23 protein-coding genes and 3 other annotated features (1 of these 26 running past the window's edge) are annotated in these 24,214 nt (G+C 34.0%); of the genes, 16 read left to right on the top strand and 7 right to left on the bottom strand.

All coding sequences use genetic code 11. The features are described 5' to 3' along the window. Position 1 (top strand) — a binding site (T-box leader) (it extends 240 nt beyond the left edge of the window). A gap of 53 nt (positions 2 to 54) precedes the next feature. After that, on the top strand, positions 55 to 3,156 hold the full coding sequence (gene ileS, locus ACZDYH_RS13395; RefSeq protein ID WP_006922715.1) for an isoleucine--tRNA ligase: 3,102 nt from the start codon (positions 55 to 57) through the stop codon (positions 3,154 to 3,156). A 50-nt stretch (positions 3,157 to 3,206) separates the two neighbouring features. On the opposite strand, the gene ACZDYH_RS13390 is transcribed toward ileS, so the two are convergent. Both ACZDYH_RS13390 and ACZDYH_RS13385 read right to left on the bottom strand, forming a co-directional pair. Further along, entirely contained in the window at positions 3,207 to 4,292 is a 1,086-nt protein-coding gene (locus ACZDYH_RS13390) for a DUF418 domain-containing protein (protein WP_001022158.1), read from the bottom strand. 1 nt (position 4,293) lies between these two features. Beyond that, on the bottom strand, positions 4,294 to 4,878 hold the full coding sequence (locus ACZDYH_RS13385; protein ID WP_000045224.1) for a TetR/AcrR family transcriptional regulator: 585 nt from the start codon (positions 4,876 to 4,878) through the stop codon (positions 4,294 to 4,296). A gap of 330 nt (positions 4,879 to 5,208) precedes the next feature. Here ACZDYH_RS13385 and ACZDYH_RS13380 point away from each other — a divergent pair, with 330 nt between their 5' ends. Then, positions 5,209 to 6,720: a M36 family metallopeptidase gene (locus tag ACZDYH_RS13380; protein WP_000482274.1), complete on the top strand. Its 1,512-nt coding sequence runs from the start codon at positions 5,209 to 5,211 to the stop codon at positions 6,718 to 6,720. A 106-nt stretch (positions 6,721 to 6,826) separates the two neighbouring features. On the opposite strand, the gene ACZDYH_RS13375 is transcribed toward ACZDYH_RS13380, so the two are convergent. Beyond that, positions 6,827 to 7,306, bottom strand: coding sequence for a hypothetical protein (locus ACZDYH_RS13375; protein WP_001167910.1), 480 nt, complete (start codon positions 7,304 to 7,306; stop codon positions 6,827 to 6,829). A gap of 222 nt (positions 7,307 to 7,528) precedes the next feature. Further along, positions 7,529 to 7,741, top strand: a binding site (T-box leader). Positions 7,742 to 7,846: 105 nt separating this feature from the next. On the opposite strand from ACZDYH_RS13375, the gene aspS reads away from it, so the two are divergent. The 3 genes from aspS (at position 7,847) to ACZDYH_RS13360 (ending at position 12,010) form a co-directional block, all read left to right on the top strand. After that, positions 7,847 to 9,145, top strand: a complete 1,299-nt coding sequence (gene aspS, locus ACZDYH_RS13370) for an aspartate--tRNA(Asn) ligase (RefSeq protein WP_000377342.1) — start codon at positions 7,847 to 7,849, stop codon at positions 9,143 to 9,145. Positions 9,146 to 9,351: 206 nt separating this feature from the next. Further along, positions 9,352 to 9,600: a binding site (T-box leader), on the top strand. Positions 9,601 to 9,716: 116 nt separating this feature from the next. Continuing rightward, the gene (locus tag ACZDYH_RS13365) at positions 9,717 to 11,057 is read left to right on the top strand and encodes a sodium-dependent transporter (RefSeq protein ID WP_366981825.1); all 1,341 of its coding nucleotides are present in this window, start codon (positions 9,717 to 9,719) and stop codon (positions 11,055 to 11,057) included. A 77-nt stretch (positions 11,058 to 11,134) separates the two neighbouring features. Next, the gene (locus ACZDYH_RS13360) at positions 11,135 to 12,010 is read left to right on the top strand and encodes an alpha/beta fold hydrolase (RefSeq protein ID WP_006922720.1); all 876 of its coding nucleotides are present in this window, start codon (positions 11,135 to 11,137) and stop codon (positions 12,008 to 12,010) included. Positions 12,011 to 12,046: 36 nt separating this feature from the next. Here ACZDYH_RS13360 and ACZDYH_RS13355 read toward each other — a convergent pair whose 3' ends face one another. Together ACZDYH_RS13355 and ACZDYH_RS13350 are read right to left on the bottom strand one after the other, a co-directional pair. Beyond that, a complete protein-coding gene (locus tag ACZDYH_RS13355; RefSeq protein ID WP_006922721.1) occupies positions 12,047 to 12,622 on the bottom strand; it encodes a nucleotidyltransferase family protein in 576 nt (191 codons plus the stop codon). A 35-nt stretch (positions 12,623 to 12,657) separates the two neighbouring features. Next, complete coding sequence (locus ACZDYH_RS13350) at positions 12,658 to 13,455, bottom strand: lipid II flippase Amj family protein (RefSeq protein ID WP_000028911.1); 798 nt, start codon at positions 13,453 to 13,455, stop codon at positions 12,658 to 12,660. 190 nt (positions 13,456 to 13,645) lie between these two features. On the opposite strand from ACZDYH_RS13350, the gene ACZDYH_RS13345 reads away from it, so the two are divergent. From ACZDYH_RS13345 to ACZDYH_RS13310, 8 genes are all read left to right on the top strand, one after another. Further along, complete coding sequence (locus ACZDYH_RS13345; protein WP_000278491.1) at positions 13,646 to 14,308, top strand: HAD family hydrolase; 663 nt, start codon at positions 13,646 to 13,648, stop codon at positions 14,306 to 14,308. A gap of 207 nt (positions 14,309 to 14,515) precedes the next feature. After that, complete coding sequence (locus ACZDYH_RS13340) at positions 14,516 to 15,955, top strand: GntP family permease (RefSeq protein WP_088363739.1); 1,440 nt, start codon at positions 14,516 to 14,518, stop codon at positions 15,953 to 15,955. Between the two features lie 79 nt (positions 15,956 to 16,034). Next, positions 16,035 to 17,237 (top strand): iron-containing alcohol dehydrogenase, encoded by a 1,203-nt coding sequence (locus ACZDYH_RS13335; protein WP_006925116.1) that lies wholly within the window; start codon positions 16,035 to 16,037, stop codon positions 17,235 to 17,237. A 171-nt stretch (positions 17,238 to 17,408) separates the two neighbouring features. Then, a complete protein-coding gene (locus ACZDYH_RS13330; protein WP_016122416.1) occupies positions 17,409 to 18,101 on the top strand; it encodes an aspartate/glutamate racemase family protein in 693 nt (230 codons plus the stop codon). Between the two features lie 95 nt (positions 18,102 to 18,196). Continuing rightward, the gene (locus ACZDYH_RS13325) at positions 18,197 to 18,670 is read left to right on the top strand and encodes an SAM-dependent methyltransferase (RefSeq protein ID WP_000493252.1); all 474 of its coding nucleotides are present in this window, start codon (positions 18,197 to 18,199) and stop codon (positions 18,668 to 18,670) included. Next, positions 18,667 to 19,107, top strand: coding sequence for a GNAT family N-acetyltransferase (locus ACZDYH_RS13320; RefSeq protein ID WP_071730091.1), 441 nt, complete (start codon positions 18,667 to 18,669; stop codon positions 19,105 to 19,107). The genes ACZDYH_RS13325 and ACZDYH_RS13320 overlap by 4 nt, the downstream gene beginning before the upstream one ends. Before the next feature lie 167 nt (positions 19,108 to 19,274). Beyond that, positions 19,275 to 19,760: a DUF2975 domain-containing protein gene (locus tag ACZDYH_RS13315; RefSeq protein ID WP_001050152.1), complete on the top strand. Its 486-nt coding sequence runs from the start codon at positions 19,275 to 19,277 to the stop codon at positions 19,758 to 19,760. A gap of 10 nt (positions 19,761 to 19,770) precedes the next feature. Further along, the gene (locus ACZDYH_RS13310; protein ID WP_000152534.1) at positions 19,771 to 19,989 is read left to right on the top strand and encodes a helix-turn-helix domain-containing protein; all 219 of its coding nucleotides are present in this window, start codon (positions 19,771 to 19,773) and stop codon (positions 19,987 to 19,989) included. A 241-nt stretch (positions 19,990 to 20,230) separates the two neighbouring features. Here the strand turns inward: ACZDYH_RS13310 and ACZDYH_RS13305 are convergent, their stop codons facing one another. Together ACZDYH_RS13305 and ACZDYH_RS13300 are read right to left on the bottom strand one after the other, a co-directional pair. Then, the gene (locus tag ACZDYH_RS13305; protein ID WP_049107737.1) at positions 20,231 to 20,758 is read right to left on the bottom strand and encodes an HAD-IIIA family hydrolase; all 528 of its coding nucleotides are present in this window, start codon (positions 20,756 to 20,758) and stop codon (positions 20,231 to 20,233) included. Between the two features lie 28 nt (positions 20,759 to 20,786). Then, positions 20,787 to 21,218, bottom strand: a complete 432-nt coding sequence (locus ACZDYH_RS13300; protein WP_000009776.1) for a GNAT family N-acetyltransferase — start codon at positions 21,216 to 21,218, stop codon at positions 20,787 to 20,789. Positions 21,219 to 21,371: 153 nt separating this feature from the next. Here ACZDYH_RS13300 and ACZDYH_RS13295 point away from each other — a divergent pair, with 153 nt between their 5' ends. From ACZDYH_RS13295 to ACZDYH_RS13285, 3 genes are all read left to right on the top strand, one after another. Next, positions 21,372 to 22,082 (top strand): ABC transporter ATP-binding protein, encoded by a 711-nt coding sequence (locus tag ACZDYH_RS13295; RefSeq protein ID WP_000895234.1) that lies wholly within the window; start codon positions 21,372 to 21,374, stop codon positions 22,080 to 22,082. Further along, positions 22,075 to 23,289 carry an ABC transporter permease gene (locus tag ACZDYH_RS13290; protein ID WP_049107736.1) on the top strand — a complete coding sequence of 405 codons (1,215 nt, stop codon included), beginning with the start codon at positions 22,075 to 22,077 and terminating at the stop codon, positions 23,287 to 23,289. The genes ACZDYH_RS13295 and ACZDYH_RS13290 overlap by 8 nt, the downstream gene beginning before the upstream one ends. Before the next feature lie 267 nt (positions 23,290 to 23,556). Then, positions 23,557 to 24,144 carry a YpjP family protein gene (locus ACZDYH_RS13285; protein WP_001134421.1) on the top strand — a complete coding sequence of 196 codons (588 nt, stop codon included), beginning with the start codon at positions 23,557 to 23,559 and terminating at the stop codon, positions 24,142 to 24,144. Positions 24,145 to 24,214: the final 70 nt, after the last annotated feature.

The raw sequence follows: 24,214 nt of genomic DNA, 5'->3' as shown, positions 1-24,214 counted from the left end.
TTTATAGGGACGGGTTTTTTGTGTGCTTTAAAATATTCAAAGGAGTGATTGTATATGGAAAAAGTAGATGTAAAAGAATCAGCTGTAGGAAGAGAAATGCGAATTCGCAAACAGTGGAACGAACAAAATATTTTCGAACAATCAATTCAGAATCGAGAAAGCGCACAGTCTTTCGTATTTTATGAAGGACCACCAACGGCGAACGGACTACCGCATGTAGGTCATGCACTTGGACGAACAATTAAAGATTTAGTAGCAAGATATAAAACGATGGCTGGTTATAAAGTGTTAAGAAAAGCGGGATGGGATACACATGGTTTACCTGTAGAATTAGGCGTTGAGAAGCAACTTGGTATTTCTGGTAAACATGAGATCGAAGAATATGGTATTGAACCATTTATTCAAAAGTGTAAAGAGAGTGTTTTCACATATGAGAAGCAGTGGCGTGAATTCACTGAAAGTATTGGTTATTGGGTAGATATGGATGATCCATATGTAACTTTAAAGAATCCATATATCGAAAGTGTATGGCATATTTTGGGGACAATCCATGAAAAAGGATTGTTATATAAAGGACATAGAGTTTCACCATACTGCCCAAGCTGCCAAACCTCATTGAGCTCACATGAGGTTGCACAAGGGTATAAAACAGTAAAAGATTTAAGTGCAACTGTGAAGTTTAAAGTGAAAGATAGTGAAAATGAGTATTTCTTAGGTTGGACCACAACACCTTGGACACTTCCAGCAAACGTTGCGCTTGCTGTCCATCCAAATATGGAATACGTTAAAGCAAAACAAGAAAGTCATGTATACATTGTTGCGAAAGAACGTGTACAAGAAGTATTAAAAGAGAACTATGAAGTATTATCTGTTCATAAAGGCGAAGAATTATTAAACACATCTTATACAGCGCCATTTCCGATGAAAGAAGTTACAAATGGTTACCGCGTTATTGCAGCAGATTTTGTAACGGGAGATAGTGGTACAGGACTTGTTCATATTGCTCCAGCATATGGAGAGGACGATTATAGAGTTGTTCAAAGTGAAGGATTGTCATTCTTGCACGTTGTAGATGAAAAAGGTGAGTATACAGAGGCAGTACCATTTTTGAAAGGGAAATTTGTAAAAGATTGTGACGTGGATATCGTTCGTTATTTAGCGAAGGAAGGTTTACTGTATCATAAAGAAAAATATGAACATAGCTATCCGCATTGCTGGCGTTGTGATTCACCACTACTTTATTATGCAGGAGAAAGTTGGTTAATCCGAACAACTGCAATTAAAGATACATTTTTACAAAATAATGATTCTGTTACTTGGTATCCGGATCATATGAAACATGGGCGCTTTGGTAAGTTTTTAGAAAATATGGTGGACTGGAATATTAGCCGAAATAGATATTGGGGAACGCCATTAAACGTGTGGGAATGTGAAAGTTGTGATCATCAGTTCGCACCGAAAAGCATTGCCGAATTAAGAAAGCATAGTACGAAAGAAACACCGGAAGATTTGGAATTGCATAAGCCGTATGTAGATGAAGTGCAAGTCTGCTGCGAGAAATGCGGAGGAACAATGAATCGTACACCAGAAGTAATTGATGTTTGGTTTGATAGTGGTTCTATGCCATTTGCACAATATCATTACCCATTTGAAAATAAAGAGTTATTTGAAGAGCAGTTTCCAGCGGATGTTATTGCAGAAGGAATTGATCAAACACGCGGCTGGTTTTATAGTTTATTAGCAGTCTCAGCACTATATACAGGAAAAGTACCGTATAAACGAGTGTTATCATTAGGGCATGTCTTAGATGAAGAAGGACAGAAAATGTCTAAAAGTAAAGGGAATGCACTAGACCCAGTTGATTTAGTAGATAAGTTTGGTGCAGATGCGCTAAGATGGGCTTTACTTGTTGATAGTGCCCCGTGGAATGCGAAGCGTTTTTCTGAAAGAACAGTACTGGAAGCGAAATCTAAATTTGTAGATACATTAGTCAATGTGTATAGCTTCTACGTTTTATATGCAAATTTAGATGAATATAATCCGAAAGAAACGTATGATGTAAGGCTTACAAAATTAGACGAATGGGTATTATCAAGATTGCATAGTACAACGAAAAAAGTAAGAACTGCACTTGATGATTATCAATTTACGAATGCAGCTCGTGAAATTGCAGCACTTGTAGATGAAGTGAGTAACTGGTATGTAAGACGCTCACGTAATCGTTTCTGGGAATCTGGTATGAACGCTGAGAAAGCAGCTGCGTATGAGACACTTCATGAAGTGCTTGTAACAATTAGTAAATTAATTGCACCATTTACACCGTTTGTCGCGGAAGACATTCATCTAAATTTAGAAGGAGGCAGCGTTCATTTAGCTGATTATCCAGTTGTAAATGAATCACTACTTCAACCGAAATTAGAAGCGGAAATGGATGCTGTTTTACAAGTTGTTGAACTTGGAAGAAGTAACCGTAATCAGCATTCTTTAAAAGTAAAACAGCCGCTAGCAGAACTTGTATTACTTGAGCATAACGAGAATGATATGGATTGGGAATCTTATCGTGATATCGTTATGGATGAGTTAAATGTAAAAGCATTCCATGTTGAACTCGATGAAACAAAATACACATCATATCAATTGAAGCTTAATTTTAAAACAGCGGGGCCGAAATTCGGTAAAAATGTGAATGCAGTGAATGGTTGGCTAAAACAATTATCACAAGAAGAAGTACAAAACTTTGTATCAACAGGAAGAGCAGTTTACGAAGCAACGCCAGGAGAAGAAGTAGTTGTAACTGCTGAAGATGTGTTAGTTGAGAAAGTTGCAAAATCAGGATTCTCTAATACGACTAACGGACAATATACGGTTATGTTAGATACGAATGTAACGGAAGAATTGTTGCAAGAAGGAGTAGCGCGTGAATTCATTCGTGCGGTTCAAGAATATCGTAAACAGTTGAATTTACCAGTTAATTTACGAGTGGATGTTATTCTTGATACAGAAGTAGAGCTACAGCGAACGTTAACGAACCATAAAGATTTATTGGAAGAAAACTTACTCGTTAAACAATTTACATTTGGTCACTTAACGAACGAAGACGATGAACTTTCTTTAGGTGAAACGAAAGTTCGAATTAAATTAAGCGCGGCTCATTAAAGGAGAAGGAAGTTGGAATGATTCCAACTTCCTTTTTGTATGATGGAAATTTATCCGGCTAATTTCCTCATAATCCATTCGATAGGACCTCTAGAAAATTTCTTTCTCCATAACACACTAATTAAAATGCTGAAAATGAAAAATGCAGTAGCAAATAATAAAACGAATAGTAGTGATTGATTTTCCATTCTATTTAATAGAATTAATGTCCCAATACCGATAAATACATGACTGACATAATGAGTTAATGTTAATTGTCCTGTTTGTACAATGGAAGTGACAAACCAATTATTTCTATATTTTTCAGCAATATAGAGGCAAATGATTAATATAGCAATAGAGGATCCTGTAGCAGATAAAATATATAATACATTTGGTAAGATGGGTCCTGTATTAAATAAAAATGTGGCGGCCTCTCTGCCGATGTATGGAATAAAAAAGTGTGTAAGTCCTTTTGATAAAAGTTCTGTCAATATTGTGATTGTAATACCGAGTAAGAGTAATCTTTTTTTTATTTTTTTATTATGAAGATCTAACCTGCCAATTAACATACCGATTAAGAAGAACGAGAACCAAGGGAAAATAGGGTGATAGCCATTAAAGAATAAGTTGCGAAGAAAACCCTTTATTGTCCAGAAGTCTACATAATTTATAAATGGAGTTGGACCTACCCAACCCTCGAAAGTATTGAAAGTAAGCTGAAGAGATTGTGCGAACAATAAAATAATGATAGAAAGAAAAAGTAATAGTTTTTTGCGTACTGTCATGAGTAATGCAGCAACGAAAAGGTAAACACCATAGTAGTGTAATATATCCCCAGTCCACTCCATTACATATAGTAGTAATCCTAAAATAAATAAGAAAAGTGATCGTTTCCATATGGTCTTTCGGCTATTAGAAATTTTTATTTGTTCATTGCTAGCAACGGCTGACCTAGTCATTAAAGTTATACCGATGCCAGCAAGTATAACAAACAAAGCAGAGGCTCTACCTTCAAATAGTGACATGAAGGTTATTAAAAAAGGGGGACCATTTCCTTCTGCACCTGTTATCACCATGAAATTAACAAGTAGCATACCAAACATCGCCCAAGCTCTAGCAAAATCTAAGCCGATAATGCGTTTTTTTATATTCACTTCAACCCCTTCTTTCAAAAATGTTATTTACAGCTTCAATCCAAATTTGTTTATAATCTATCTTTGCATCAATCATCATAAAATTTCCGATATTATCAAGCACTAATGCTAACATATGAGCTTTTGAAACTAGATTTTTATTTTCAATTAATTGAAGTTCATTTGCTTTTGTAAGGAGTACTTCAAATCCATGTAAATATTCTGTTTGCACAGTTAGTAATCGATCTTTGTACATCTTGTTTCTTGAAGATAGTAATACATATTCTTGTAGCACTCGGTTAAAATAAGGGTCGTTTCGCTGTTCATCAATTATTTTAAGGCCAATTGCAATACATTTTTCAATAAAATTTGATTTTGTAAACTCTTCTGTATGGAAATACGAAGAGAACTGCATAGCTTTACATAATTCAGTAAAAATACATTCAATTAAAGCATCTTTAGACTTAAAGTAGTAATATATAGATGGTTTTGCGATACCAACCTCCTCACCAATCATTGTATAAGTTGTTTTAACAATACCGTACGTAGCAAAAAGGCGATAACTTGCTTCCATTATTGAAGAGAGTGTTTCTTCACTTTTACTCATATAGATCCTCCTAAAAAAAGGTTATTTAAATCGTATCATTTACAAGTGATTTTTTCAACCTACCGTTAGGTAAAAAATAGCCTGTTTTTTTAAACAGTAATATGAAAAGCTTTAGGGATAAGGAATGGATTTAGAAATTTCTTTCTAAAGTATTGTGTTCACTTTACACATAAATATTGAGAAAATTTCACTTACCCTAAATGGAAAGGTAATAGAAGTGTTCATAGAGAATTACTCGTAGATTCAATTTTTATCCATCCGTTTTGCGGGGAATCATTGCCTAGTGGTAATGGGATAAGGTTGAGCTACTTTATTAGGGGGAGTGGTTCTATGTTTAATAAAAAAATGGTGGCAATGGCAATGACTGTGCCGTTAGTAATGGGGACAATTTCTACGGTTTCGGCATTGGAAAAACAACAGCAAGTAAAGTTAGAAGCTTATTCGCCACAGAAAAAAGCAACTGAATATTTAAAAGAAAATGCTGCGCAGTATGGATTGAAAACAGATCTTTCAGACTTGCAATATATTTCTACAACAGAAACGTCAGTAGCTTCATATGTTAGGTTCCAACAAGTTGTTAATGGTGCACCTGTATTTTCAAAACAAATAACAGTTACGCTTAACGGAGAGGGAAAGGGAGTACTCGCTGTTTCTGATTATCAGCCTGTTACAGGTGTGAAGGAAGTAACGACAAAAATTAGTGAAAAAGATGCAATACAAAAATCAATGGCGTATGTTGGAGAAGCAAGTGAGCAAAATTTATGGGCTCCTACAGATAAAGAGTTCGGATATATTGTTGAAGAAGGAATTGCTCGTCCAGTATATAAAGTTGTAGTCCATTCTAATAATCCATTTGGTGCATGGGAAACATTTATTGATGCAGAAAATGGAAAGTTAATTAAAAAGGTTGATATAAACCGAAAAGCTGAAGGGTCAGGAAAAGTATTTTTACCTAACCCAGTCGTATCTAGCGGTAGTAAAGTAGGCTTAAAAGATAATAACGATGCAGATTCAACAGCTCTAACGAACCAACTGAAAACTGTTACGTTAAAAGGTTTAGATGGAACAGGATTTTTAATTGGAGAATATGTAACGATTTCTTCAAAAGCGAAAACAAAATCTACGAATTTACAATTTAACTATACACGCGCAAATGATAGCTTTGAAGATGTTATGTCGTACTATCATATCGACACATTGCAACGTTACATTCAAAGTCTAGGTTTTAAAAATATTAATAACCGTTCGATAAAAGTGAATGTTAATGGTACAACTGATGATAACTCATTCTATTCTCCATCAACAAAAGCTTTGACTTTCGGTACTGGCGGTGTTGATGATGCAGAAGATGCTGGTATTATCGCACATGAATATGGGCATTCGATTCAAGATAACCAAGTTCCTGGCTTTGGTAGTTCAGCAGAAGGTGGAGCGATGGGAGAAGGATTTGGCGACTTCTTAGGTGCTACATATGAAGATGCAGTATCGACTACTGGATATGGTAAAGCATGTGTTGGAGAATGGGATGCGACAGCTTATTCTAGTTCAGATCCAACATGCTTACGCCGATTAGATACGAATAAAGTATATCCGAAAGATATAACGAATGAAGTGCATGATGATGGTGAAATTTGGGCTCAAGGCCAATACGAAATGGCACAAGCTTTTGGCCGTGATGTAGCAACAAAAATCATTTTACAATCACACTGGTCATTAACACCAAACTCTAAATTCAGTGATGGAGCGAAAGCGATTAAGCAAGCGGATGCTCTTTTATATGGCGGACAACATGCTGCTGATATCGATCGCATTTGGGCAGCGAGAGGCATTAGTACGAATTAATATAAAAAGTCGTGGCATTATAAGCCACGACTTTTTAATTTGCTTACGAACTGGTACTAGTAAATAAAGCTATATCAATGATAGTGTGAATATATCCGTATCCCATTTACTTTTTAGCTTCTTTAAAAACAAAATGCTCTTTAAATTTTCTAGATTCAACTTTTTGACCATTTCGCATCGATTGGAATGGGTGTTCTTGCCATGTAATAATAACATCAACTTCATCTGCTTTTGTAGCAACGGGTAAATTAGCGTGTTCAAATCCAGTTTTTCCACTTGCCAAACGACTTTCCTTTAGGGAAAAGAGTTCATATTTCGTTTTCTTATTTGGTTCGTTGCGGAATACTTCGACGTTTACATTATATACTTCACTATTCCCGACATTCTTTACTGAAAAATGATATGTTTGAAATTCATCTTTTTTAGCTTGAAGCATATTCTTGTTTGTTTTTTTCGGTTTATCAATATTCACTTGCCATTGATCAGAGTTTTGAGAGATTGGTAAAGATTTTGGTGAATAGGCATACGTTTCGTTTACTACAATTAAGCAAAACAAAAGGAGAAAGAAACTAATTGCTTTTTGCATATACACACCTCGCTTTAAAATTTTTATTAATATGCGTAAATGAATTAGTTTTTATGTAAAAATTGGAAAATATTAAAGGTGTAATTTTGGATTTAATACATAAGAATATGTATTACAAAATTAACTTTTCACAATTTAGAAGAAGTTAGGAGTTATAAAACCAGAATGTTTCAAAAAAAGCTTGCGTTTTATAAGGTGAGGAGTTAGAATACTCTGTAAATATAAAAAGTGATGATCAGGAAAAGTACATGGTGCAAAGGTCTACAGAGAGCAGCCGATTGCTGGGAAGGTTGCGATACCGCATGATGGAAAGACACCTGTGAGTGTTGCTTTGAACGTGATTATTAGTAAAAGCAAACGGTACCTACCGTTATCAGGGCTAAGATGGTCAATATGACAATTTGGGTGGTACCGCGGAAAAAATCCGTCCCTATTTATAGGGGCGGATTTTTGTATTCTTTGAAAGGGGGTGAGTGACCGTGGATGATGACGATGACAACAATAACGTAAATAAATATAAAATTACTGGAGGGAAAAATAATGGATTCAATAATGAAGCGTTCACTCACAAAAGAATGTACAAAGCAAAGTGGAAAGGTTGTATTACTTCAAGGATGGGTAAAAAAAATTCGGCACCTTGGAAATGTTAGTTTTTTATTATTACGGGACAGAACAGGAGTAATTCAATGTGTATTAGAAAATGAATTGGCCGGATATAAAGTTGATGTAGAAAGTGTTGTCCATGTAATCGGTGAGATAGTCGAGACGTCGAAAACGGAATTGGGTGTTGAAGTACTTGCTCATGAAGTGAAAGTAATAAACGGTGCAGAGCCACTTCCATTTGAAATAAATAAAAAGAAGTTACAAGTTGGCTTAGATCAACTACTTAATGAGCGGGTAATATCATTAAGGCATGAGCGAACTGCAGCGATTTTTAAAGTGAAATCTACACTCGTTCAGAGCTTTAGTGAATTTCTAATAGAGAACGATTTCACACGTATATTTACTCCGAAAATTGTTTCGCAAGGGGCAGAAGGAGGAGCAAATGTTTTTAAGCTTCCATACTTCCAAAAAGAAGCTTATTTAGCACAATCACCACAGTTCTACAAACAAATGATGGTAGCGGGTGGACTAGAACGAGTTTTTGAAATTGCACCTGTATATAGAGCGGAACATCATAACTCTTCCCGTCATTTGAATGAATATATCTCGTTAGACGTAGAACTTGGATTTATTCATGATTTTTATGAAGTGATGCAACTAGAAACGGATGTTTTACGATATATATTTCAACAAGTAGCGAAAAAATGTGAAATAGAACTACAACTATTACAAATAGAAGTACCTGTTATTACTGAAATACCTAAAATTACATTGTTAGAAGCACAAGAAATTTTGAAAAGTAAGTATCGTAAAGAATCTCCTGTAGGGGATTTAGATACAGAAGGTGAAAAGTTACTAGGGAAATATGTAAAGGAAACATATAATAGTGAATTTGTTTTCATTACACATTATCCGAAAGAAGCGAGACCGATGTATACGATGCAAAATAAAGAGAATCCAGCTATTACTGATTCATTCGACTTATTATATAAAGGGTTAGAAATAACGTCAGGGGCACAGCGAATTCATAATTATGAAATGTTACTCGCTTCGTTTAAAGAAAAAGGATTACACCCAGAGAAATTTCAATCTTATTTAAATACATTCCGATACGGTTGTCCCCCGCATGGAGGTTTCGGAATTGGGTTAGAAAGGATTGTATATAAACTATTAGAATTAACAAATGTACGAGAGGCGAGTGCTTTTCCGAGAGATTGTACTCGTCTTATACCGTAAAAAGAATCTTCGCGATTATCGCGAAGATTCTTTTTTATAGTTCGTTTGAAAAGGTGAAAATATAGACTCTTTCTTTTTATAATAAGTTTAGTAAAAGTCAGTTGAAATATGAACCATTTCGACAAAAAAATAATATACCCCTTGACAGTTACAAATATAACAGATATACTTCATATTAATTTCAAAAGAAAATATATTCTAAATATTAAAATGTGTTGAATAGGAGTAGTAAGGTCATGTATTTGTACAGAGAGCTATGGGTTGGTGTGACATAGTCAAATGACATCCTGAACTCGCCTAGGAGCAGTAAGGTGGAACGGAATTACATTCTTAGTAAATCTTAACGGTTAACCTTCGATATTAGGTTTGTAATCAAACGATTACTACTAAGGTGGATTCATAATGGAATCAATAAGGGTGGTACCGCGTTAAGTAAATGGCTTAGCGTCTCTTTATATAGAGATGCTAGGCCATTTTTTTATTATATGGAAGAAGAAATGGAGGGTATATTTGGATAGGTCTATAAAATTTATTTATTTATATAAAAAGATTTAATTAGGAGGAAAATGAGATGAAACAGACGGAGCAATGGACTTCGAAATTAGGTTTTATAATGGCAGCAGCCGGATCAGCAATTGGACTTGGTGCGATATGGAAGTTTCCTTATATCGCTGGGAAGAGTGGGGGAGGAGCGTTCTTTTTAATCTTTATATTATTTACTGTTTTAATTGGACTACCGCTACTTATAGCTGAATTTATGATTGGACGCAGTACGCAGAAACAAGCAGTTGGAGCATTTAAAAGCATCGCACCAAATACAGGATGGCACTGGATCGGACGCCTTGGCGTTGGAACGTGTTTTATACTACTTTCGTTTTATAGTGTTGTAGGTGGATGGGTATTAATTTATTTATTCAGAGGAATAACTGGACAACTGATTACTCCAGGACAAAATTACGGTGCGTTATTTACTGAAACAATTGGGAATCCTGCTTGGGCTATTATGGGACATTTCGCTTTTATGTTCATTACGATATGGGTTGTATCAAAGGGTGTACAAAACGGAATTGAAAAAGCAAGTAAATATATGTTGCCAGCATTGTTCGTTTTATTTGTCGCTCTTATTGTTCGTTCGTTAACACTTGATGATGCAATGAAAGGTGTGAAGTTTTTCTTACAACCAGATTTCTCAAAGATTACTTCGGAAAGTATTTTGTTCGCAATGGGGCAATCATTCTTTGCAATTAGTATCGGGATTTCAATTATGGTTACGTATAGTTCCTATTTAAATAAAAAAGAAAGTTTACCAAAATCAGCAATAACAATTGTTGGATTGAATTTATTTGTTTCTTTATTTGCGGGTCTTGCCATTTTTCCGGCCGTATTTTCATTAGGAATGGAGCCGACAGAAGGACCTGGATTACTATTTATCGTATTACCATCTGTATTTAGTCAAATTCCATTTGGTGGGTTTTTCTTAACAGTATTCCTTGCACTATTTACATTTGCGACATTAACATCGGCATTTTCTCTACTAGAAACTGTTGTTTCAGCATTAGCAAATGGTGAACAAGAAAGAAGAACGAAACTATCATGGATCATTGGTTTCTGTATTTTCTTAGTAGGTATACCATCTGCGTTATCATTTGGAGTATGGAGTGATATTACGATTTTTGGAAAGAATATTTTTGATGCGGTAGACTTTTTATCTAGTAATATATTAATGCCACTTGGAGCACTATTTATTAGTATTTTCGTTTCATTCAAAATGGAGAAGAAGGTACTAGAAGCAGAGTTTTTTGTAGGTGGTAATTATGGAAAGAAAGTATTTACTTGTTGGGCATTTTTACTTCGATTTGTAGCACCACTTGCAATAATTATCGTCTTCTTAAATGTAATAGGGATTATTTAACATTAAATGTTATAATATTCAGTAAAAAAGGGGAGGTGATGATCATAAAGGCAAATTTGATAGAAGCAGGGAGATACATGAATATTAGAGGGAAAAAGCTATACGTTGAAACGCATGGAAATCCTAAAGATAAACCAGTCTTATATTTGCATGGTGGACCAGGAGAGAGTTGCTATGATTTTTCATTTCATCAAGCGGAACGTTTAAAAGATTCTCTATATGTAATTATGATAGATCAAAGGGGTGTTTGTCGCTCAGAAGAAATTACTGAGGATGAAGCTTTTGGATTAAATGATTTAATTGAAGACTGTGAGGAACTAAGAAAAGCATTACAAATTGAAAAGTGGTCTGTAATTGGACATTCTTTCGGTGGCTATTTAGCATTGTTATATGCGTCGATATATCCAAGTTCAATAGAGAAAATAATATTTGAAGGGCCAACTTTCGACTTTGCATTAACAAGTAGAGCTTTATTACAAAAGACAGGGCATTTATTAAAAAAGCATGAAAAAGAAGAAGTAGCAAAAGAGTGCTTTGCTTATTCATCTAGCTATGCTAGTTCAGAAGAGTTGTTAGAAGCCTATATAAGATTAAGCGCTGAATTAGAAGAAAAAAGAATGGAGATTTACAATTATAAGGAAGATGAGACAGACTATAGTTTATATAGCGATGAAGAGTGGGAAGTATTTTCAAATCGCTCTCAAATTCATTTTGATAGATTAAAATTAGAGGGTGCATGTCATAAATCATTATTATATAAAATAAAAGAAGTACAGAATCCAATGTTATTAATTGTAGGAAAACATGATGTAGTAACGTGTGAAGAACAAATTAAAACATTTAATAAAGATGCCCGAAACGGCAAGTATATCGTATTTGAAGAGAGCGGTCATTCACCTCATTATGAGGAAGCAGATAGGTTTGCAGAAACAGTCATACATTTTTTGAAATGAAGAAAAGGGTGCTTCTATAAATGAGAGGCACCCTTTCTATATTTCTGGATATGTGATTGTGATGTTAGGCCACTTACTTTGCCAATTCTTTTTTATAACTCTGTTTTTGTACATATGTAATCGTTCTTTCGATTCAAGAAAATGAGCTGTTGGTCTCACTTGTAAGGAAAGGACATCTTCAATACCACATGGGGCTGTTAATATGACGTTGTTTAGTTCATCAAGTGTAACTCCTAATGCCGTTGCTGTTTCAGGAAATTTAGAAATAGCATCAACAGAAGAAGAATATGGTGGCATATTATTCACTACATGCATACGAGCTTGATTTTTTACAGACCAAGGGATAGTAGCATCAATATTCATTAATTTCGTTTCTAATGATTGTTCGTATATCTCATCTTGATGTAGACTATCATAATAAATTACATCAACATCAGGCATAGCCGTTTTAGCTTCATAGTCATGTAAAGTATCCCAAATTTTAGAACGAACAAATCCGGCACAAATCCACCAATCAGGTAACTCTAGTGATTTTGCCATTTGTAATACATTCATCATCCATTCGTCGTTTTCTATTAAGCGAATGATATCTTGTTCTGTTTGTATAGTCATTTGTTATCTCACCTGCTTTTTTTTAGAGAGTAAATTTAATTCATAAGCTTTATAATCCATGTAATCCAGTAAGCACCTGGTATGAATAACAGTTGAGCAAGTAATGTACCAAAAAGTCTAGAAATCATTAGCCAAGCATACATTTTACTCATTGCTTCAGCACCTTCTTCTGATTGAAGAGCTCGCTCTGTTAAAAGAGCAATACGTGGATCTAGTAGCACTGTTAATAAAATAGTAGCAAAACCATTAATAAGACCAGAAGCTGTAGTGGCTTTTGTTGCGAAAGCTGGAATTAAAAAAGAAGCATATAGTGCGGAAAGAACTCCCGCTGTATAAATTGCAGTAGCGAACATGTTAATAAGCATTATACGCTTTGGAATACCGCCGATACGCAGTCTATGAATCATTTCTAACTTTGGAAAGCGGACATATTTTTTTGTGTACTTTAATTTTTGAATGTTATTCGTTTTCATCATTCGAATGAAAGAACCGTCTGTTTCAAAGTTTTGAATGACATATCCAAATAGTTTTGTCAAAGTTGGATACAGTATAATCGCAAGCAATGTACCGATAGAAGCAGATAATAGTACAAGACGTATAATATGCTCTAAATCAATAGAAGGATCTAGTTTTGCTTCGTCCACAATCCCGCCAAGTAAAAAGGCTTGTAGTAAGTTTGACGTTCTTGAAATGAGTAATACGATTCCTACGACGGATAATGCGACAGCAATCTTCTTTAAACGAACCCCCGCTAATCGAATACTATAAGAGCTTGTTTCAACTGCGTGGATTACAATTGTGAAAGCCATTATAAAAATTAACGTAATTGACATTTGTTTCACCAGTTTCTATTAAAATAATTGTAACTTTTTTACTGTATCATATCTATCGTATTTTGTAACTGAAAGTATGTGACATATGGAAATTGATTTTTCGAAAAAATAGATAATGATAGTATAATAGGGAGAAGTGGAAGAGATGTTAGCAGTTATTTATACAGCAAATTAAGTGGAGGAATGAAACATGTATAAAACATTTCTATTTGATTTAGATGGAACTTTAACGGATCCGAAAGAAGGGATTGTAAACTCGGTTTTATATGCGTTAAAAAAAGTAGGAATTGAAGAAGTACATGTAAGTGAGTTAGATTCATTTATAGGTCCTCCTATTCAGCAATCATTCATAGAGAGATATAATATGAGTGAAGGAGAGCTTGAACGTGCTGTTTTTTATTTCCGTGAGTATTTAAAGCAGCGTGGATTGTTTGAAAATAATGTATATGAGGGGATTCTGAAGCTCTTGCAACAATTAAAAAGTTCAGGGAATCGCATATTTGTAGCAACTTCAAAGCCCACTGTATTTGCGAAACAAGTTATAGAGCATTTTCAATTGACGAATTATTTCGAAGATATCATTGGAAGTAATTTAGATGGTACAAGAATAAAAAAAGATGAAATAATTGCTCATATTTTACAAACAAATGAAGAACTAAATAAAGAAGAAATGATAATGATCGGTGATAGAAAGCACGATATAATAGGTGCGAATCAGAATGGAATTGCTTCAATTGGTGTTTTATATGGCTATGGCTGTGAGAAAGAACTGACTGAAGTTAGTGCGACTTACATAGTGAAAGATGTTGAAGAACTGTATCATTTTTGTGTAGAAAAAAGTTTAATAAATTAGTAAATATAGATTCTAGCAATCCCTTTATAACGTATGACGATGAATTCGTTTCTGTTTAAAGGGATTTTTCATATGTAATCGAATAATTATAATTAGACATTTTTAGCATAAAAATTTGTATGAATAAGAGGAGGGATGTCAGAATTAAAAGGTTAGTAGAAATTTATCAATAAAATTTAGAATATTCTGTTTAATGGAGGGGTAAAATTGGAGTTAGTTATTATATTATTAGCACTAAGTTTACTTATGTTCGTAGCATACAGAGGTTTTTCTGTTATTTTATTCGCGCCGATATTTGCATTATTTGCAGTATTTTTGACAGAACCTAGTTATGTATTACCTTTCTTTTCTAATATCTTTATGGAGAAAATGGTTGGATTTATAAAATTATATTTTCCTGTGTTTTTATTAGGAGCAATATTTGGGAAAGTAGTGGAAATGTCAGGAATTGCAGATTCTATCGCAAAAACGATTATTGAGTTAGTTGGTGAAAAACGTACTATATTAGCGATTGTATTAATGGGGGCTATTTTAACGTATAGTGGTGTTAGTGTGTATGTAGTAGTGTTTGCTGTTTATCCGTTCGCAGCTAAGTTGTTTCGACAAGCTAATATTCCAAAGCGTTTAATCCCTGGAACGATTGTTCTTGGAGCAGTAACGTTTACAATGGATGCGTTACCTGGATCACCACAAATTCAAAATGTAATACCTACAACATTTTTTAAAACGGATATTTATGCTGCACCGATACTTGGGATTGTAGGAGCAATTTTTGTTCTTACATTAGGTTTACTATATTTAGAGAGTAGACGTAAGAAGGCAAAAGCGGCAGGTGAAGGATACTTTGGTTTTAATGATGGAAATACTGAAATGGCAGCATCTTTGCAAGTAGAAAAAAAAAATATGCCATTAATTAATAACATTGAAATCACAAGAGCACAACAACTTATTGCATTTATACCACTTATTTTAGTAGGTGTAATGAATAAAGTGTTTACTATTATGATACCGAAGTGGTATCCAAGCGGTTTTGATTTTTCTGCAATTGGTATGAAAGCATTTGGAAAAGTAGAATTAAGTGCAGTAGTAGGAATTTGGTCTGTAGAATTGGCACTTATTATAGGGATCTTAACAACGTTATTATTATATTGGAAGCGAGTAGTAACAGGTTTCCAAGCTGGATTGAATACAAGTATTGGTGGAGCGCTACTTGCAACGATGAATACAGGAGCTGAGTTTGGATTCGGTGGTGTCATTGCAGCACTTCCAGGTTTCGCAATTATGAGAGATGGCATCTCTGCTACTTTCACAAATCCGTTAGTGAATGGTGCAGTAACGACGAATATTTTAGCTGGAATTACAGGCTCGGCATCAGGAGGAATGGGAATAGTATTAAGTGCAATGGGAGATAAATTTATTGCAGCGGCCAATCAATTTGATATTCCATTAGAAGTTATGCACCGTATCGTATCAATGGCATCAGGAGGAATGGATACACTACCACATAACGGGGCTATTATTACTATTCTTACAGTAACAGGATTAACACATAAACAGTCATATAAAGATATATTTGCTATTACAATTTTGAAAACGGTTGCTGTATTTTTAGTTATCGCATTCTATACTTTAACAGGACTCTATTAAAAAATTTGAATCGTAAAGATTCATCAAATCGATAATTTATGTTATAAAATATTAATTAGGATAAGAAGGGGTGGGGGACTTGCAAGAGGTTTCTGAGTTTCGTATGCCAAAGTCGGTATTATATGGAAGGAATTCGCTTGAAAAACTGGGAGAACAATCAAAAAAGTTAGGGAAAAGAGCTTTTATAGTTACTGATACAATTATGGAAAAATTAGGATATGTTGAAAAGTGTATGCAACAATTAAATAAGAAAGGTATTACTGTTAGTACATATAATAAAGTGGATGCTGAGCCTACAAATATACACGTATTAGAAGCGTTATCTCTTTGTAAAGAGGAAAAGTGCGATTTTATTATCGGTATTGGTGGTGGAAGTTGTATTGATGCTGCGAAAGCGGTAGCGGTTTTATATACAAATGGTGGAGAAGTTGAGGATTATGTCCAAAAGGATATTAAAATAGAAAACAATCCACTACCACTTATTGCAATTCCAACAACTTCTGGTACTGGATCGGAAGTTACAAGTGTAGCAGTAATTACGAATAAAAAAACAGATGTAAAAATGATGATGAAGCATCCTAGTTTTATACCGAAAGTAGCAATTATAGATCCAGTTTTGACAAGTTCGTTACCCCCACAAATTACGGCAGCAACAGGAATAGATGCGTTATGTCATGCGATTGAAGCGTATATTTCTAAAGTTTCACAACCACTTACAGATGTACTTGCTCTTTCAGCTATTGAAAGTATTATGAAATATTTACGTATAGCATATGAAGATGGACGTAATATGGAGGCAAGAGAAGCGATGATGATTGCTTCCTTACAAGCTGGAATTGCATTTTCTAATGCATCAGTTACATTAGTTCATGGAATGTCAAGGCCAGTGGGAGCATTATTTCATGTACCGCATGGAATATCAAATGCCATACTATTACCTACAGTGTTAGAGTTTACAAAAACAAGTGCAATGAAAAGGTTAGCAAAAATTGGACGTAGTTTAAATAAGGATTTGTATTCGAATTCTGATGAGGAAGTAGCAGACTACACACTTGGTGAAATAAAAAAACTTTGCTTTGATCTTCGTATTCCAAATTTAAAAGAATACGGAATCGATGAAATTGAATTTGAAAATGCTATTTCTAAAATGGCATCAGATGCAATTGAAAGTGGTAGCCCAGCTAATAACCCACGTGTTCCATCATATGATGAAATCAAAGAGTTGTATCGAGAGTGTTTTAATTATAAGTATAAAGAATTTATAAAAACATCAGATTGTTAATTTCAGAATATTCTATAAAAATTTCCTTGGAAATGAAAGTAGAATTATTATTTATTATTCCGTTAAAACAAGACTTTATATTCCAAACTTAAAGTCTTGTTTTATTATGTATAATATACATAATAAAACATTGTTATTAGTTTTATAAAAATAGTTTAGGTAGGTGTTTATATGAAAACGATAGGTCTTATAGGTGGTATGAGTTGGGAATCAACTTCTGAATATTATCGAATTATTAATGAAGAAATAAAAGAGAGATTAGGAGGGCTACATTCAGCAAAATGTTTGATTAATAGTGTGGATTTTGAAGAGATTGAACGATGTCAGTCTAGCGGAGATTGGGATGGTGCTGGAGAAATTCTAGGGAATGCGGCATATTCATTACAAAAGGGGGGAGCAGACTTTATAATCATTTGTACAAATACAATGCATAAGGTAGTTGGAAAAATAAAGGCGAAAATTGATATTCCAGTCTTACATATTGCTGATGCAACTGCAAAAGAAATTAAAAGAAAAGACATTCAAAAGGTTGGTCTGCTTGGAACTAAATATACAATGGAGCAAGATTTCTATAAGTCACGTATTGAAGAGCATGATATAAAAGTAATAGTACCATCAGAAAAAAATAGAAAAGAAATAAATAAAGTAATATATACAGAATTATGTTTAGGAAAAATAGTATCTCAATCTAGAGAATATTATAAAAGAGTCATCGAAGAGTTAGTGCAAAAAGGAGCACAGGGAATCATATTAGGTTGTACAGAAATAGGGTTATTAATAAAGCAAGAAAACGTATCTGTCCCGATATTTGATACGACTCATATACATGCAATTGAAGCAGTCAAGGTAGCTCTAGATAAATAGATTATAATTATATTATGTAAACTTAATTCATATATCTGGAAAACATTCAGAAAATATTTTATAATGTAAGTGGTTACATTTAAGGGGGAATGCGTATGTTTTCAGTTCAACCAATCGCATTTGTACATAATGAAAGAAAGGAAATAAAAGATGATGAGTGGGGAGAAGTAAGATCCCGTATAACTTTAACTGAAATGTATGCAGAAGAAAGTATACAAGGGATTGAAGATTTTTCCCATATTGAAGTTGTTTTTTATTTTCATAAAGTAACTGACGAGCAAATTCAGTATTTTGCTAGACATCCTAGAAATAATAAAGATTATCCTGAAGTAGGTATTTTTGCACAGCGCGGAAAAAATCGCCCGAATCGCATAGGTGTAACAATTGTAAAGGTGATCAAAAGAGAAGGTAAATCAATTATTGTTGAGGGATTAGATGCTATTAATGGTACTCCTATATTGGATATAAAACCAATAATGAAAGAGTTTATGCCGAAAGAAGAAATACACCAGCCTAAATGGGCAACGGATATAATGAGACAGTATTGGAAGGGGAATGGAGTAAAATGAGAATATATGAGGCAACAATTGCAGATTTAGATGGACTAGCATCAGTTTTTAATAACTATCGCATGTTTTATAGGCAGGATTCTGATTTAGAAGGTGCAAAAGTATTTTTACGAAATCGAATTGAGAAAAAAGAGTCCGTTATTTTCGTAGCAGTTGAAGACGGCGAATATATTGGGTTCACACAACTATATCCATCATTTTCTTCCATTTCAATGAAAGAATTATGGATTTTAAATGATTTATTTGTACAAGCGGCGAAGCGTGGAGCCGGAACAGGTAAAAAATTATTAGAAGCTGCTAAAGGATACGCATTAGAGAATGGAGCAAAAGGTGTAAAATTGCAAACAGAGATTGATAATTTATCAGCACAACGATTATATGCTGAAAATGGTTATTTGAGAGATAATCGTTATTTCCATTACGAATTAACGTTTTAAAAAATTAAGTTGAAAGAGACATTTTCAAGAAAAAGAATTTCTTTGTAATGAGAAATTCTTTTTTATTTTTGCCTAAATTAAACATGACGAAAACGATATTTATTTATTGTTAAACGATAAACGATATGATAAAATTATGTTATCATTAAATAAATGAGGTATTGTAAATGAATCTTAAACGAAGTTCAACAACGTTCTTAAAAGTAATTATTTTTCTTGTTGGAATTGCAGTACTTGCTTTATGCATATTTTTAGTGCCGGAAATGGCGAATTTCGCAGCGAATTTGTATCCTAATATTACTCTGATAAAATATCTTGTTTTCATTGTGATGTATGGAGCAGCTGTGCCTTTTTACGTTGCTCTTTATCAGGCTTTCAATCTTTTACAGTACATTGATGAGAACACAGCGTTCTCGGAGTTATCTGTAAAGGCGTTAAAGAATATAAAGCGCTGTGCAGTTACAATCAGTGGTTTGTATGTATTAGGTTTACCACTTTTTCATTTTATAGCGAAAAAAATGGACCCTCCTATTGGGTTAGTGGGACTTATTATCGTTTTTGCTTCGCTCGTTATCGCTGTTTTTGCTGCTATTCTTCAACGCCTTCTACAAGAAGCAATTAACATAAAATCAGAAAATGATTTGACGGTCTGAGGTGGCGGATATGACAATTATTATTAATATTGACGTCATGTTAGCAAAACGAAAGATGAGTGTAACGGAGCTTTCGGAGAAGGTTGGAATTACGATGGCGAATCTTTCTATTTTGAAAAATGGGAAAGCAAAAGCGGTTCGTTTTTCAACATTAGAAGCGATATGTAAAGCTTTGGAGTGTCAGCCAGGGGATATTTTGGAGTATAAAAACGATGAGAATACTCAATAAAAAAAGATAACAAATGTAAATAATAGAAGTCAATAAAGAAGGGATAGCCACTAAGCTATTCCTTCTTTACGTTAATTGCTGTTACTAATAAAAAATAAAATTTGAATTGCAATGTTTGCGTATCAAAAGGGAACTTGCTACCTTTTGAGGTGATCCGTTTTATGGAAGACAATTATTTTCCAAAAAGGCTATTTTAACTATGTTTTAAATTATTTTGAGTGAATCAAAATCTTCATTTGTATTATAGTTGATTTAAAACCCAGTTTGTTGCATCTTCAAAGTTATCTGCAATGTAGTTTGGTTCAATATGTGCCCATTTGTCTCGGTACGTATGCAAAGCATCATACCCAGCGCCTGTTCGGACTAGAATTGTTGTCGCATTTACTTTTGCTCCTGCAACAATATCAGTCCAGCGATCACCAACTACAGCACATTGTGTTAAATCAAGCCCATGTTTTTTTGCTGCTTTAAGCAGCATGCCTGTACTTGGTTTACGGCATTCACAATCATCACCGTGTTTATGAGGACATACATAAATATCATCAAAACCGAAGCCTTCTAATTCTTGTACAAAATCGGCTACAGTTGCTATTCCATCTGCGATACCAGGTTGATTTGTGAAAGAGAAAATTTTTATATTTTTAGCTTTTAGTTTTTGCAAGGATGTTTTTGTGAATGGAAATAATGTAAAGGATCCTGGATAATGTATTGTAGTGTCACCACCAATTGTACCGTCACGATCAATGAAAATTGCTTTAATGTTTGTCATAGTTATAGTCCCTTCAATTATAAGTAGTTTAAAAATGTTTTACAAATCGGTAGCCATTTACTTCATATCCTAATTTTTTGTAAAAAGGATGAGCTTCTACTCTTTTTGTTCCACTAACTAGCCATGTGCCAATGCAATTATGTTTCTTTGCTAATTGCTCTGCATAATCCATCAATACTTGTCCAATGCCTTTCCGCCGTATGTTAGAATCGACGCTAATAATTGAAATCTCTCCATAACGTGTTACATCTTCTAAATTTTCACGTATACGAAATCCAAGTAATCCAAATATAGCTTCTTCTTCCTCGTAAACATATAAAAAATCAAACGGACTCATTTGTACGAATTGTAATCGGTTGTTCATATCTTCATAGGAAATAGAGGAACCTTTTAATTCTTTCGTTAAAGAACAAAGTGCGTCTATATCATCTATCGTTGCTTCACGAATTTGAAAAGACATATTATCCACCCCAATAAAATGTAATCAAACATTTAATATTCTGTTAAAAAATGTTTTTTCCTGCTATGAAAATAAATATTTTATAATGATATATAGATAGTTATATGTTATTCTTTTCCTTGATTGTATTGGAAATGGAAAGAGGGGAAATGCATGTTAGAAGTAAATATCCGCTCAGCCGGATATGAAATAGGCGAAAAAACAATTCATGATATAGCTTTTTCTATCGAAAAAGGTGAACTAGTTGCTCTTATTGGAGCAAATGGTGCTGGGAAGAGTACGACGATAAAAACGATGCTCGGATTACTTGTAAATATGGACGGTGAAATATCATTCGGTGAAAAGAAAAATCCGTATGCATACGTGCCAGAACATCCAACATACTATGATTACTTGACGCTCTGGGAACATATTGAATTATTAATGGCTGCTCGTGGAAGTGAAATGGGAAGCTGGGAAGAACGAGCGGAACAATTATTACATACTTTTCGAATGGATAAGCATAAACATGAGTATTTATCAAAGTTTTCAAAAGGTATGAAACAAAAATCGATGCTAATATTGGCGTTTTTAACTGAGCCAGATTTTTATATCATTGATGAACCCTTTATCGGTTTAGATCCAGTAGCTACGAAAGAGTTTTTAAGTTATTTATATAAAGAAAAAGAGCGCGGAGCAGGAATTTTACTTTGTACGCACGTATTGGATACTGCTGAAAAAATTTGTGAAAGATTTTTACTCATTTCACAAGGTACATTAGTCGCAGATGGACATTTAGAATCTATTCAAATGTTAGCGGAAATGCCGGGTAGCTCATTACTAGACTGCTTTGATGTAATCGTAAGGCGTGAACAACATGATTAAACAACAATTTTATAAAAGATTACGCCATGAGCTTCAGCGGAAGTGGAAGTCTATACGTTCGGTAACAGATTGGACAGTCGCATTATATATTATTATACCAGCACTTATATTTATGGGAATCTATTATAGGTCACTATGGATAAATGAATTATCAACGGAAGAGACGATTTATTTCGGATTAGGATTACTCGCATTTTATCTAGTAACATATCCGAGAGGAGTTCGTTCATTTTTTGAGCAAGCGGATAGTTTATTTTTAATTTCGTATGCAACACATATGCAAAAATTAGTCCAGTATGGCATGATGTACACATTTGTTCGAATAGCGATAACGAATATAATATTAGTCGTTATTATGTTACCGGTGTTGATGAAAAGTATCGGAGTAACAGAGATACAAGTCCTATTATTTTGGGTATTCTTTACTATATTTCGATTTATGATGTCGTTGTTAACGAGATTTATTCATGTACATGCGGAGAAACGATGGGTTTTATGGATTGTAAAAAATGTAGTATTTTCTATAAGCGTGTCCTTTTTTGGAATTAGTTTATTTTTTATTTATAAAAATTCATTTTATTCAATTCTATTTATCGGTTTAGTAATTTTCTTAAGTAGTGTATTAGTAAAAGCGAAAATGAATTATAAAAAGTTCTTTTTTAAAGAAATTGAGAAAGAAAAGGAGGAAAGCATGCGCTGGACGAGCGGAATTATGCAAGTTGGTGGTCATGCGGCTAAACCGAGTAGTTCGAATAAAAAACCGTGGATGTTTCCGTACTCTAAAAGACTTTTAGGAAAAAAAGCTGATTCTCGTATTGTCGAATCTTTTTTGAAAGAATTTTTCCGTACAAGTACTGCACGAATATTTTATATTCAAATTGTATGTATCAGTACTGCAAGTATAATTATGACTCCTAGGTGGATTGCAGCTATTGTTCTCGTATTTGCTGTAGTTGCAATTTCTCGCTATGCACGTGATTATTGGAATGAATTTACGAATAAGATGTTTCTTCATTTATATTGTGATGAAGGGAACTTACTTTTGTTAAGATGGAAGGCAAATCGTTATTTACTACTACCAGCAATACTTTTGTATGGAATAGTTATACTTGCCCAGTTTTATTTATTGCCAGCTGTGATTGGTGGCATTATTTTTATTTTATTAATTGTATGGATTGTATTTTTACCATTAAAAAAGAGCCATTGACGGCTCTTTTTCTAGTCTGTAACACATTGATAAATAAAATATACTAAAACGAGTATGCTTGCGGCGGAATACATGACATCTAAAGTCATCTGATCGCCTCCTTATTATTGTTGTATTTTTATTGTATGAAACCTTACAATTTCATATTCAAGTGAAAAATATGTGAACGTTAACAAAATTGTAAAGTGCAAAAATTACAATCATTTTGTATAATAGAAGAAACCACCGTTATATAAAAAATAATGAGTGAAAGGGGAGGGAACATAAATGCCAAATTGGTTTAGAAAAACCTTAGTCGCATTAATTACCGTGTTTACATTTGGTTTAGTGACGCCTCCTTCCATATTACTTGATAATGCCAAAGCTGCGGACAAGCCTACGAGCACAGCTGGGCAACAAAGTTTGGAGAGCACGTCCTATACATATGAAGAAACGAATGACAGGTTAACCACCGATACTTTTATTACTTATGCAATGCAAGAAGCAGAGAAGCAGTCGATGCAAAAGTTTGGTACTAAAATTGGTCCAGTAATTGAAGATGAGTTTAAAGATGTAATATTACCGAAAATTGAAGAGGCAATTGCTGAGCTTGCTAGTGATGTACCAGAAGATTCACTACAATCATTAGCGATTTCTCAAAAACCAGCTGGTGGAAATAATGAGAAGATTTTTCACGTCTACGATACGAAATCTGGAAATGATTTATTGCGTTTCCATGTAAGAAGAGATCATCCACCGCAAGATGGTTATTATTTTAATTTCCATTACCACCGTTTTGATGATGGATACTCTGGACATCATGAGTTAGGAAATATTTATTGGAATACGAATGTACCACCGAAATGGTTGTCTTAAAAAGAACAAGAGAAAATCTTGTTCTTTTTTATTTTTATAGAAGGGACAGACAACTATGTTGTTGAATAAC

Source organism: Bacillus sp. EB V-12, from assembly GCF_056158125.1.
This window is presented reverse-complemented; position numbering and strand designations above follow the sequence as displayed.